This window comes from Streptomyces silaceus (assembly GCF_001419745.1).
GTDB classification, from domain to species: domain Bacteria; phylum Actinomycetota; class Actinomycetes; order Streptomycetales; family Streptomycetaceae; genus Streptomyces; species Streptomyces silaceus.
Genome location: NZ_LIRJ01000015.1, coordinates 1 through 11962 on the forward strand (window position 1 = coordinate 1; position 11962 = coordinate 11962).

The following is an 11962-nucleotide window of genomic DNA, read 5'->3' on the forward strand; positions in this document are numbered from 1 at the left end:
GCCCGCCCACCCGTTCTCGCCGTCGGCGGGTTTCTCTCGGGCACGGAGCTCCGTCAGTCGGTGGGCGGGGCGGGTTCCGCCGATCTCGTCAGGCGGGCGCCCATGTCCCTCAGGACGTCCACCAGTTCCCCCGGCTCGTGTGCCGTGAAGTCGCAGTCCGTCACCGCCAGGCGGACCGCCAGCCACTCGACGGAGTCCGAGACCGTGCCCCGCAGACGGCAGCGGTTCCCGTCCAGGGGCTCCACCGTGCCGAGCGCCGACGGCAGCCGTGCCGTCACGAACTCCGCGGGGGCCTCGAACGTCACGTCCAGGGCGTACGACCGCTGGTGTCCGCGCCACATCGACTCGCGGATGAACTCCGCCGCGTCCCCCGTCGGCAGCTCGCGCGGCACGAACCGCGCGCCCGTCGGGAACGGCTCGGCCACCCGGTCCACACGGAACGTCCGCCAGTCCTCGCGGTCGATGTCGTACGCCACGAGGTACCAGCGCCGCCCCGTCGAGACCAGCCGGTACGGCTCCGTCAGGCGGCGCGACTCCGTGCCGTCGCCCGCGCGATAGGCGAAGCGGAGGCGTTCGTGACCGGCCGCGGCCGACGCCATCACCGTCAGCGTCTCCGGAGCGATGCTCGCCCCGTCCCCGCTGGTCAGAGGCGTCGTCGCGATCTGGAGCGCGGAGACGCGGTGGCGCAGCCGCGAGGGCAGCACCTGCTCCAGCTTGGCGAGCGCCCGCACCGAGGCCTCCTCGACGCCCTCCACCGCGTGCCCGGCCCCGGCGCGCAGGCCGACCGCGATGGCCACGGCCTCCTCGTCGTCGAGTACCAGCGGCGGCATGGCCTTGCCCGCGACGAGCCGGTACCCGCCGGCCGCGCCCTGGCTGGCCCGCACCGGATAGCCGAGGTCCCGCAGCCGGTCGATGTCGCGCCGCACGGTCCGCCGGCTCACCCCGAGCCGCTCGGACAGCTCGGCGCCGGGCCACTCGCGGGGCGTCTGGAGCAACGAGAGCAGTTGGAAGAGCCGAGCCGGAGTGTCACTCCCACCCGCGGCCCCCATCCGGTCCACGGTCATGCCGACCTCCCCATGTCGTCCTCCTCGTGCCGTCCGTCACCGCGTCCAGCGTGCCGGACAACTAGGTCACTACCTGACCTATATGCGTCCTAGCCTTGCCGCATGACTTCACCGAGCACCACTCCTCCGTCGGCCGGGGCGGAGGGCGTCGCCTCCGACCGGCGGCGCTGGTTCGCCCTGGCCATCGTGATGACCGCCGCCTTCATGGACCTGGTCGACGTCACGATCGTCAACATCGCCATCCCGTCCATCCAGCGGGACGCGGGCGCCACGTTCAGCCAGATCCAGTGGATCACCGCGGGCTACACCCTCGCCTTCGCCGCCGGCCTCATCACCGGCGGGCGGCTCGGCGACATCCACGGCCGCAAGCGGCTGTTCCTCATAGGCATCACCGGGTTCACCGTCGCCTCCGCGCTCTGCGGCTTCGCGGTGAACCCGGAGATGCTGGTCGCCTCCCGCATCCTCCAGGGCGGCATGGCGGCGCTGATGGTGCCGCAGGTGCTCTCGATCGTGCACGCGACCTTCCCCGCCCACGAGCGCGGCAAGGTCTTCGGACTGTTCGGCATGGTCGTCGGCCTCGGCGCGGTCTCCGGGCCGCTGCTCGGCGCGCTGCTCACGCAGTGGAACCTCTTCGGCCTGGAGTGGCGCCCGATCTTCCTCATCAACCTGCCGGTGGGCATCGCGGGCCTCCTCCTCGGCCGGAGGTTCATCACCGAGTCCAAGGCGCCCCGGGCCCTCAAGCTCGACCTCGTCGGCGTCGTCATGGTCACCCTCGGCCTGCTGATGCTGCTCTACCCGCTCACCCGGGGCCGCGAGCTGGGCTGGCCCGTCTGGGGTCACGTCATGATGGCCGGCGCGTTCGTCGTCTTCGGCGCCCTCGTCGCGTACGAGAAGTGGAAGACCGCGAAGGACGGCTCGCCGCTCGTGGAGCTGTCGCTGTTCAAGGTGAAGAGCTTCGCGGCGGGCATCGCGGTGCAGACCGTGTTCGGCGTCACGATGGGCATCTTCTTCCTGGTCTGGACGCTCTACATGCAGGAGGGCCTCGGCTGGAGCGCGCTGCGCGCCGGACTGACCGGTGTGCCGTTCTCGATCGCCGTCTCGGCGGCGGCCGGCGTCTCCGTGCAGAAGCTCGTGCCCCGCTTCGGCCGCAAGGTGCTCCAGACCGGCGCCCTGACGATGGCCGCGGGCGTGCTGATCTACCTCTGGGAGTCCGGCCGGTACGGCGCGGACATCGCCTCCTGGCAGATGGCGCTCCCGCTGGTCGTGATGGGCCTCGGCATGGGGCTGATCGTGGCCCCGCTGACGGACGCGGTCCTCTCCGACGTCCCGCAGGAGCACGCCGGTTCGGCGTCCGGGCTCATCAACACCGTGCAGCAGATGGGCACCGCGCTCGGCCTCGGCCTGGTGTCGGTGGTCTTCTTCGGCGTGATCGACGAGCGCGTCACGCCGGACCGGATCCCCGCGGAGTTCGTGGACGGCTTCCGGAACTCGCTGTGGTGGGTGGCGGGCGTGCTCGCCGTCATCTTCCTGATCATGTTCGCGCTGCCGAAGAAGCCGCGGCAGCACGTGGAGGGCGGCGGCGACCAGCCCGTTCCGGCGGGGGAGCCGCGGGAGCCGCAGGAAAAGGAGCCGGCGCTGGCCTCCTGAGGCGTCGCGCGGGACGTGCCGGCGGCGTGGGCCGCGCGGCGACCACGCCCGCGCGGGCGGAGCCTAGAGCTCCGCCCGCGCCGCCGTCGCGTCCAGCGCCTCCAGGACCGCCTTCGGGCTGCCGTCCTTGGCCACCGCCTCGCCGATCCTGCGGCGCACCGCGCCCCTGACCTCGGGCCACGAGCCGAGGGCCGTCGGCTGGAACTGCGCCTGCGGCATCTGGTCGATGAAGTCCCACATCGGGCGCTGCCGGCGGTCCTTGCGCAGGGCGTCCGACGCCGAGCCGGTGACCGGCAGCGCGGACTGGCCGCCGCCGTACGCGGTGGCGGACTTCCGGCCGTACAAATAGCTCAGGAACGTGCCGCACTGCTCGCGCCGCCCGTTCTGCTTGAACGCCATCAGCCAGTCGTTGAGGCCCACCGGCGGCGCGATCCCGCCGAGCTTCTTGGGGAACGGGGCGTGCGCGTAGGGGAACTCGGCCTTGTCGGCGGCGCCCATCAGGACCGGGTGCGCGATCATCATCCCGATCCGGCCGCCGAGGAACTGCGCGTACGCGTCCGTCCGCGACAGCGACTTCGGGTCCGGGCCCGCGAGCCCCGGCTTCACGAGGTTGTCGCGCAGCCAGGTCAGGGTGTCGATGTTGCTGGGGTTGGCGAAGTCGTAGCCGGTGAGCCCGGCGTAGCCGCCGCCGTCCGCGAGCAGCCAGGCCAGCGCCTCGTCCTCGGCGGCCTCCGGGCCGAGCTGGAGGCCGTACGGCGTGGGCACGCCGATCGCCTTCAACGCCTGGGCGGCCTCGCGCAGTTCGGCCCAGGAGCGGGGCGCCTTCACGCGGGCCTGCTTGAAGAGGGCCTTGTTGTAGAAGAGCCGGGGGGTGCTGGCCAGGAAGGGCAGCCCGTACTGGACGCGGTTGACCATGCCCGCCTCCGCGTAAGAGCGGATGAAGTCGCCCTCGGTGCGCACGTCGAAGAGGTCGGACGCGCCGTAGAGCTTGCCGTCCTCGGCGTAGGGCGCGAAGAAGTTGGACTGCGCGATGTCGGGTGCCCTGCCGTCCTTCACGCGCTGGGCGAGGGTCTGGTCGAGCTTGGCGAACGGGACGCGTTCCAGGGCGACATCGATGCCCGGGTGCGCCTTCTTGAAGGCGGCGATGAGGCTGCCCCACTGGTCGCCGATCGAGGAACCCACGCTCTTGTCGTAGCTCGCGACGAGCAGCTTGAGCGGGGTGTCGGTCTCGGCCGAGCAGCCGCTGAGGCCGGCGGTGCCGAGCGCGGTGGCGCCGGCGAGACCGGCGGTCTGGAGAAGGAACTGCCGACGACGCACTGCTGTCTGCCACCTCTTGCTCGCGTGCACTCTTGCGGTTCTGCGGTCCTGTCGCGCGTTGCGGTGGCAGATTCTGCCATATGGGCAGTACGTGACTTCGAGGGCCTGTGTGGTGCCCGTGCGGCGCCTGTGCGGAGCCGTGCGGTTGCCCGTGTGGCGTTCGTGCAGTGCCCGCGTGGTTGCCCGTGCGGTGCCCGTGCGAGCCCTGTGCCGCGCCCGCGGGGCGGCGGCGCGGTGCCCGCAATGCGCCCGTACGGCCGACGCCGGGGGCTCGTGCGCGCGGCTGGCATAACCTGCGTGCCATGCCCGCACGTTCGCAGTCGCCGCAGCCCCCGGTGTCGTCGCCGCAGCTCTCGGCGTCACCGCCGTCACTGACCGAGCGCCGCAAGGCCGAGACCCGCCTCCACATCGCCCGCACGGCGGCGTCGCTCTTCGCCGCCGACGGGCTGCGGGCCACCCGCGCCGAGGACATCGCGCGGGCCGCGGGCGTCGCGCCGCGCACCTTCTACCGCTACTTCGCGACCAAGGAGGAGGCGGTCTCCCCGCTCTTCGGCGCGGGCGCGCAGCAGTGGGCGGAGGCGGTGCGCGCCGCGCCGGCGGACCTCGCGGTCCCGGACGCGCTGCGGTACGCGGTGACGGACGCGCTCGCCGCCGAGGGCGCCGCGGCCGTGGAGTCCCTGGAGTGGGTGCGGTCGCTGCTGCGGCTGTCGGCGGAGAGCCCGGCGCTGCGCGCGGTGTGGGCGGCCACGTGCCACGACTCGGAGGAGACGCTCCTCGCGGTGCTCGCCGGGCGGACGGGGCAGGGGGAGCCTGCGGGCGGCGACGGGGCCTCGGCTGCCGGTGCGCCCTCGCCGGAACTGCGGCTCGCGGCGGGTGTGGCCAGTGCCGCGGTGCGGGTGGCCGTCGAGTCGTGGGCCGCCGGTGACGCACCGGCCGCGGGGCCCGAGGGTCCGGCCGCGCTGGCCGTGCGCTGCTTCGGGGCGCTGGACGCCTTTCCCTGGCCGTAGGCCCCCGCGGGCCCGGGGCGAAGGGGGCGCCCCCGTCGGGACGTAAGTCCGTTTGTGTCCGAGTGGCACCCGAACCTGTTTACTTTGGCGAAATCCAGTCGTAGTCTCCGAGTGAAACAACAAGCTCGGGCATTCGGCGGAGGCGAACGGACATGTACGCACCGGAGCGGCAGCAGGAGATCCTGCGGCTCGCGCGGGACGGCGGGCGGGTCGATGTGCTGTCGCTCGCCCAGGAGTTCCAGGTCACCGCCGAGACCATCCGCCGCGACCTGAAGGCCCTCGACCGGGCCGGCCTGGTCCGCCGCGTGCACGGCGGAGCCATACCGGCGGGCCGCCTCGACTTCGAGCCGGACCTCGCCGAGCGCGAGGGCACCGCCGCCGACGAGAAGGACCGCATCGCCCGCGCCGCCCTCGCCGAACTGCCCGCCGAGGGCAGCGTCATCCTCGACGCCGGGTCGACCGTCGCGCGGCTCGCGGCGGCGCTCCCGCTGGAGTCGACGCTCACCGTCGTCACCCACGGACTGCCCACCGCCGCCCGCCTCGCCGACCACCCCGGCATCCAGCTCCACCTCATCGGGGGCCGGGTCCGGCAGCGTACGCGCGCGGCCGTCGACGCCTGGGCCCTTCGCGCGTACGGCGAGATCCGCGCCGACGTCCTCTTCCTCGCCGCCAACGGCTTCTCCGCCGGGGCCGGGCTCACCACCCCCGACCTCGCCGAGGCCGCGGTCAAGCGCGCGGCCGTCGCCGCCGCCCGCCGCGTCGTCCTGCTCGCGGACTCCGCCAAGCACGGCCAGGAGCACTTCGCCCGCTTCGGCGACCTCGCCGACGTGGACCTGCTGATCACCGACACCGGACTCGACCCCGACGACGCGGCCGCCATCGAGCGCGGTGGCACGGAAGTAGTGCGCGCGTGAGCAAGGCCCGCGCGAGCAAGGCCCGTGCGAGCAAGACCCGCATGAGTACGGCCCGCATGAGCACGGCCCGCATGACCAAGGAAGCAGCCGGTACGAGCATGATCCTCACCGTCACCCCCAACCCCTCCCTCGACCGCACCTACGAGGTCCCCGTCCTCGACCGCGGCGAGGTCGTCCGCGCCACCGGCGACCGCATGGACCCGGGCGGCAAGGGCGTCAACGTCTCGCGGGCCGTCGCGGCGGCGGGCGTGCGGACGGTCGCCGTGCTGCCCCTCGGCGGCGCGCCCGGCGCGCTGGTCGCCCAGCTCCTGGACGAGCAGGGCATCGAGGTCGCCCCGGTCCCCGTCGCCGGCCAGACCCGCTCCAACATCGCGGTCGCGGAGCCCGACGGCACCCTCACGAAGATCAACGCCCCCGGCCCCGAACTCTCGGAGCGCGAGCGGGAGTCGCTGCTCGCCACCGTCGGCGAGCGCTCGTCCGGCGCCGACTGGATCGCCTGCTGCGGCAGCCTGCCGCGCGGCCTTGAGCCCTCCTGGTACGCGGAGCTGGTGGCCCGCGCGCACGCCGCCGGTGCCCGTATCGCCCTCGACACCTCGGGCCCGGCCCTGCTCGCCGCCCTCGCCGAGCGCCCCGACGTCGTCAAGCCGAACGCCGAAGAGCTCGCCGGGGCCGTCGGCCGCCCCCTCGCCACGGTCGGCGACGCGGTCAAGGCGGCCGAGGAACTGCGGGAGCTGGGCGCGCGGGCCGTCCTCGCGAGCCTCGGCGCCGACGGACAGCTCCTGGTCGACGACGCGGGCGCGCACTTCGCGAGCGCTCCCGTCGACGCCGTGCGCAGCAACGTCGGCGCCGGTGACTCCTCCCTGGCCGGCTTCCTGATCGCGGGCGGCGCCGGACCGGCCGCGCTCGCCTCGGCCGTGGCCCACGGCGCCGCCGCCGTCCAGCTGCCGGGCAGCGTGATGCCGTCCCCCGCGGACCTCGTCCCGGACGCGGTCACCGTGACGTCCGACGTGCCGCTGGACCGCGTACTGACGGAGCCCGCCGCATGAACCCTCCTGCCGCCGTCCCCCCAACATCCGCCGCCCGCCGGGCGATACGCGTGCGAAGGAGCCCGCGATGACCGACATGATCACCGCGGACCTGGTCGACCTCGAACTCGACCTGTCCGCCGACACCAAGGAAGCGGCGTCCCGCGCGCTCGCCGAACGGATGGTGGCCCTGGGCCGGGTGACCGACCTGGAGGGGTTCCTCGCCGACGTGGCGGCCCGCGAGGCGCAGATGCCGACCGGCCTGGACGGCGGCATCGGCATCCCGCACTGCCGCAGCGCGCACGGAAAGTGCAGGTCGGAGCCACTATGGATGAAGAGTTGGATCGCTGGGCGGCTCGACAGGCGGCCAAGGTGCCGAAGATTCCCACCGAAGGTCTGCGGGAGCTGGCTGAGGAACTGGGCATTGAGCTGGGTGAGTGACCCGGTACCAACGAGGAGGGCCCCACCCATCGCGGGTGGGGCCCTCTGTCGCGCGGTGGCCGTGTGGCTCCAGCCAGGATGCCTTTGTAGAGCTACCACGTCTGGCTGGCTCAGATGGGGCCGAACTCGTGTAACGCAGTTGGCCTGTGGTGGCCTGCCTCAGCGCTGTGCCAGTTGGCGGATCTCTGGTGGTCCTGGATCGACGACCGAGACGCCTTGGATCACGTGCATCCCCAGAGGGAGACGGCAACGCCAAGGATGGTGACTCCTACAGGGCCCGTCGCAACGGCTGCGCCAAGCCCAGTCACGCCCAGCGAAGACGCACACTTCCAAACCTGCTGTTGTTGCTTCGCGGTCAGGGAAGGGCCGCCGATGTACCGGTAGTTCTTTCCCCTATAGGTGAAGCAGCCAACCGACGAAGAGCAGTACTGAGTCTTAGGCACTTCCTTGAAGACGCGCTTTCCGCACTTTGAGCCGGGCGGGCAGTACTTCTTCGTCGTTACGCACTTCTTGGAGGGCGCGCAGACGCGCTTCGACGCCGCGTGCGCGGGTGCTGCTGGTCCAATGCTGAGAAACAGCACTGCGAGAGCGGTGAATGCCGCCGCGAACAGCAGCTGTAGGGACCTCCTGTTGGGCCCTGAGGTCAGAGCATTTTCACTGGCTTGCACTTCAAATCTCCCCGAAAGGCCTGCGTGTTGGGCCCTTTTGCGTTCTTCAAGTCGCAACCGTGGTCCTGCGACTTGTGGTCCACAGCAACATCCCACATCAGGACGGCAGTTGCATCCTCTGGAAAAGGTTACGCAAGGTAAGAGCCTTTAGGCCCTTTAGGGAAAGGGCTTTAGTCCTCACGTGGGGAGGTTGAGACATAAGTGTCATGCAGGCAGACCTACTTGGGTGTCGTCCAGTGGGTGTCCCGCCCCTGCTGGTCGCCAGGAACAGGCGCCGACTGGGCTCCGATCTGAAGAAGCGCCCGTGTGCAAGAGGCGGTCTCGCTCCAGGAGGGCTGGGCTGACGGGGGCGCCTCTGGCGAGTGTCGGCCGCGGTGGAACTCCCGTCCCGTCCGCCAACGACCCAGGAAGAGCCGAGCGGACGTGACCCAGCCGTCAAGGTCGTTCGTACAGTGGCGCGCTCCACGTTGATGCCCTGAACCATGCTGGCCTGGCGCGGACTTGCAGAGAGCCGGTGTAGTCGTCAGCCAGCCATAGGACTGGGAAAAGTGAGGAGTGACTACTACTCCTCTGTGGGTACTGCTGGTGGTTGCTGGACTAGCGTGTCAGGCACGCTAGCCGCGTGGATCACAGGCAGTCTGATTACCCAGCGTGCGTCAGATCGCCGTGAAACCGTCGCCTGGGTTCGTGAGCGAGAACGCGAGCGCGAGCTCTGGGCTCGCGAAGATGAGGCCCGAACCTTCGAGCACCGTCGACAGTCGTTCGTGGAGTTCTATGAGGCGGTGAAGGCACTGGCTAGAACCTACAACCATTGCTACGGCTTCACAGATGGGCCTGAGTTGCCAGAGGGATGGCAGTCTGACGCATACGCCAAGCTCGCGCAGCTGGAGTTCTACGCCGACCGAAATGTGGCGGCTGCCGCGTCGGCTGCTTACGGTGCCGCATGGTCCTGGGGTCACTTCGGGGAGTATGACGCACCCGAGAATCCCGACTTCCATGAGCGGCAACAGAAGTACGAGGAAGCTGAGCTTGAAATGCTCCTATTGGTGCGTCGTAGCCTCTCAATCCCAGAAGCCGACTCGGCACTTCCGCCCCCTGGTTACACCTACGAAAGCGACCCCGCCGCAGAGGAAGGGGCAGCCGAATCGGAGCAGCCGCGAGCTGCACCGGCTCCGCGGTGCCCTACACCGCGTCGAAGCTCGTGGCACAGGCGTCGAACACGGCGCCTTCCTCGTTGTGGCGGAGATGTCCCGCAGGGGCACCCTGCGGGAGCTTGCTGACGAACTGAGCATCGATCTGGGCGAGTGATCCAGCACGTGAGAGGGCCCCACCACCCAATGCGGGTGGGGTCCTCTGCTGTGTGGGGGTGTAAGCAGGTACCTACGCTGCGTGGACGATGCGCGGCACGCCAGCTTCGTAGCCGAAGGGGTCACCTGGGCGTCCCCGCTCCCATCGCGCCGCTCATCGCCCCGATGGTGGATCTGTCCGTGGTCGGGCTCCTGGTGGTTTTGCGCTATCTCTCCCTGCGCGGTGTCCCGCCTGAGCAGATGAAGGCAGCCATACGGCTAGCGCAAGCTGCCCCTCGCCTGGGAGAGGGACAGCTTGAGGAACTGCGGGAACTCCTTCAGCAGCTCTTCCTCGGAACTGGCTCCAACAGGTCGACATCGAACCTGCTGCTCCGCGAACGGCCCTGGGGGAGTGGGTGGATGATGACAGCTTGCAGCACGATCGCTATGGCCCGGCGCCTCTGCCGCATGTCGAACTCGTTCTCCCACCGTTCTACGGAGAACCCGGCGAGGAAGTTCTTGGCGGCCTGCTCGGCGTAGAAGTCGTCGCGGTCCTTCTGCGACGTGGCGACCTGGGCGTCATTCTCGTCCTTGAACTCCAGGTAATCGGCGAGGGTGATCAGCCGGGCCTTGTATGAGTCCTTGATCTCCTGCCGCTGTGCGAGCAAGGCGTTAAGGGTCTCCTCGCCGTACCAAGGCTGCTCCTGGGGAACCAGATCGGAGTACTGCTCCTCAAGGACCTTGACCACCATGCGCTTGATGGCGTCGTCCACGAGGTCGGCACGGCGGCTCACCTTGTTGCACCGTGGGTCCCCGCACCGGTAGCGGTCCTGCTTGTTCGTGCCGGTGGGGCCCATGCCCTTCATCTTCGCGAGGCACATGGTGCCGTCCTCCCTGACGTATCCGCATCGAGCGATGTTCGTCAGGAGGAATCGGCGGGTGGCCTCGGCGATGCCCCGGTAGTCCTTCTTCCCTTCCCGCTTCACCTTCTCGCGGTAGCGGGTCGATGCCGTGTCCCCGTCGAGGTTGAACCACACGGTGCAGCGGGCAATGAGCCTGCGCCACTCCTCCGGCGTGCAGACGGTTTCCCACTGGCCGACGAGCGGCTTGCCGGTCTTCGGATCCCGGACCAACTCACCGTTGATCATGCGGTATCCGCAGAGCGCGGGGTTCGTGAGCATGTACTGAACCGGCGTCGTGGACCACTTGTTGCCACGCACGGTCAGATGGCCGCTCTCGTCGAAGTGCTTGACGATCGTCGCCCATTGCTTGCCCTTCAGTGCCAACTCAATAGCTGTGCGCAGCACTTTGGCTTCCTTGGGCTCCAGCTTCTCGTTGACCTTGCGCCCGGTATCGGGATCTGCGCCCTTCCAACCGAACCGGCGGGCCCACTCGGCGTGCCCTCAAGGGCCTGGTCCCGAACGTTGCGGCTTACGCGCCTCTTGACCTTGACCACTTCGCGCTCACCCATGGCTGAGGTGAGCAGCCCCCGAAGCATCTCCGCATCGTTGTGTACGTCCAACACGGTCTTGGTGTCCGTGATGGCGTACAGCCCGTTCTTGTCCACGGTGAGGGCGCGGTGCAGTTTCAAGTAGTCCTCGGGGAGGATGATGTGCTTCGACCTCGGCGGCCCGCTGAACAAGGTCGCGTACGCCTTCGCGGTCGGCGGCCTCGCCCACCCGACCGACGGTTCCCTGAAGGTGATGGCCGCGGCGATGGCGGCCGGCATGGTGCCGCCGCTGGCCATGGCGCTCGCCACGACCGTGCGCGGCCGGCTCTTCACCAGGACCGAGCGGGAGAACGGCAAGGCGGCCTGGTTCCTCGGCGCCTCCTTCATCACCGAGGGCGCGATCCCCTTCGCGGCCGCCGACCCGCTGCGCGTGATCCCCGCGTCGATGGCGGGCGGCGCGGTCACCGGCGCCCTGTCGATGGCCTTCGGCTGCACCCTGCGCGCGCCGCACGGCGGTGTCTTCGTGGTGCCGCTCATCGGCAGCCCGCTGCTCTACCTCGTGGCGATCGCCGCCGGCGTCTGCGTCTCGACCCTCGTGGTCGTCCTGCTCAAGAGCGCCCGGAAGCCGACCCCTTCGGGGGCGGCGGAGGGCGACGCGGCGGCCGCGACGCCGGCCGAGGACGAGCGCGTACCGGCCACGGCCTGATGCGGAAGAACCTGATCCGAAGGGCCTGATCCGGACGGTTCGACACCGATGGGCCGTGCCTGTGGAGACTGCGGCGGTCTCCACAGGCGCGGCCCATCAGCTGTGCGACTTGCGTCACTTCGGGACCTAAGTCCCATAACCCCCCTGTCGGAAGTCCTGGGCGTTGTTGTCTACTGGGCCGCATGCTCCAGGATGTCTCGATCGTTCAGCAGATAGGCGTGGCCGTGCTCGCCGTGGCGACCGTCGTCTGGGCCGTCGGCCTGGTGCGGGTGATGCGCAGGGACCGCCTCGACGTGCAGGTGTGGCGTCAGGCCCAGGCGCTCCGCGCCCTGCCGGTCCAGCAGGGCCCGCCGCGCGCCGAGACCGTGGAGCTCACGGCGGACGAGCGCGCCGCCTTCGCCGGTCTCGTACGGCAGTACGGCGAGGGCCGCTAGCCG

At 70.3% G+C, this 11962-nt stretch carries 8 protein-coding genes and 3 pseudogenes; 8 read left to right on the forward strand and 3 right to left on the reverse strand.

Annotated features, from left to right (window positions below):
* Positions 1 to 53: 53 nt before the first annotated feature.
* Positions 54 to 1064, reverse strand: coding sequence for a helix-turn-helix transcriptional regulator (locus tag AOK22_RS01345; RefSeq protein ID WP_237773497.1), 1011 nt, complete (start codon positions 1062 to 1064; stop codon positions 54 to 56).
* Positions 1065 to 1166: 102 nt separating this feature from the next.
* On the opposite strand from AOK22_RS01345, the gene AOK22_RS01350 reads away from it, so the two are divergent.
* On the forward strand, positions 1167 to 2711 hold the full coding sequence (locus tag AOK22_RS01350; protein ID WP_055696659.1) for an MFS transporter: 1545 nt from the start codon (positions 1167 to 1169) through the stop codon (positions 2709 to 2711).
* Between the two features lie 63 nt (positions 2712 to 2774).
* Here AOK22_RS01350 and AOK22_RS01355 read toward each other — a convergent pair whose 3' ends face one another.
* Positions 2775 to 4028, reverse strand: coding sequence for an extracellular solute-binding protein (locus AOK22_RS01355; RefSeq protein WP_055696660.1), 1254 nt, complete (start codon positions 4026 to 4028; stop codon positions 2775 to 2777).
* A gap of 302 nt (positions 4029 to 4330) precedes the next feature.
* Here AOK22_RS01355 and AOK22_RS01360 point away from each other — a divergent pair, with 302 nt between their 5' ends.
* The 5 genes and pseudogenes from AOK22_RS01360 to AOK22_RS42375 all read left to right on the forward strand — a co-directional run.
* The gene (locus AOK22_RS01360; protein WP_055696661.1) at positions 4331 to 5035 is read left to right on the forward strand and encodes a TetR family transcriptional regulator; all 705 of its coding nucleotides are present in this window, start codon (positions 4331 to 4333) and stop codon (positions 5033 to 5035) included.
* Between the two features lie 152 nt (positions 5036 to 5187).
* Complete coding sequence (locus tag AOK22_RS01365) at positions 5188 to 5949, forward strand: DeoR/GlpR family DNA-binding transcription regulator (RefSeq protein WP_055696662.1); 762 nt, start codon at positions 5188 to 5190, stop codon at positions 5947 to 5949.
* Positions 5950 to 6047: 98 nt separating this feature from the next.
* Positions 6048 to 6995, forward strand: a complete 948-nt coding sequence (pfkB, locus tag AOK22_RS01370; RefSeq protein ID WP_055696675.1) for a 1-phosphofructokinase — start codon at positions 6048 to 6050, stop codon at positions 6993 to 6995.
* 67 nt (positions 6996 to 7062) lie between these two features.
* Positions 7063 to 7278 (forward strand): annotated as a pseudogene (locus AOK22_RS39260) (PTS sugar transporter subunit IIA); the annotation flags it as partial.
* A gap of 2238 nt (positions 7279 to 9516) precedes the next feature.
* Positions 9517 to 9651 (forward strand): annotated as a pseudogene (locus AOK22_RS42375) (DUF2637 domain-containing protein); the annotation flags it as partial.
* Between the two features lie 56 nt (positions 9652 to 9707).
* Here the strand turns inward: AOK22_RS42375 and AOK22_RS01375 are convergent.
* Positions 9708 to 10697: a recombinase family protein gene (locus AOK22_RS01375; protein WP_079036255.1), complete on the reverse strand. Its 990-nt coding sequence runs from the start codon at positions 10695 to 10697 to the stop codon at positions 9708 to 9710.
* Positions 10698 to 10970: 273 nt separating this feature from the next.
* On the opposite strand from AOK22_RS01375, the pseudogene AOK22_RS01380 reads away from it, so the two are divergent.
* Positions 10971 to 11525: pseudogene (locus AOK22_RS01380) on the forward strand (fructose-specific PTS transporter subunit EIIC); the annotation flags it as partial.
* A gap of 182 nt (positions 11526 to 11707) precedes the next feature.
* Complete coding sequence (locus AOK22_RS01385) at positions 11708 to 11959, forward strand: hypothetical protein (protein WP_055696664.1); 252 nt, start codon at positions 11708 to 11710, stop codon at positions 11957 to 11959.
* Positions 11960 to 11962: the final 3 nt, after the last annotated feature.

Bases quoted from the DNA above. Each gene is read 5' to 3' on its own strand.
- AOK22_RS01345 (WP_237773497.1), bottom strand. From the start codon at position 1,064: ATGACCGTGGACCGGATGGGGGCCGCGGGTGGGAGTGACACTCCGGCT.
- AOK22_RS01350 (WP_055696659.1), top strand. From the start codon at position 1,167: ATGACTTCACCGAGCACCACTCCTCCGTCGGCCGGGGCGGAGGGCGTC.
- AOK22_RS01360 (WP_055696661.1), top strand. From the start codon at position 4,331: ATGCCCGCACGTTCGCAGTCGCCGCAGCCCCCGGTGTCGTCGCCGCAG.
- AOK22_RS01365 (WP_055696662.1), top strand. From the start codon at position 5,188: ATGTACGCACCGGAGCGGCAGCAGGAGATCCTGCGGCTCGCGCGGGAC.
- pfkB (WP_055696675.1), top strand. From the start codon at position 6,048: ATGATCCTCACCGTCACCCCCAACCCCTCCCTCGACCGCACCTACGAG.
- AOK22_RS01385 (WP_055696664.1), top strand. From the start codon at position 11,708: ATGCTCCAGGATGTCTCGATCGTTCAGCAGATAGGCGTGGCCGTGCTC.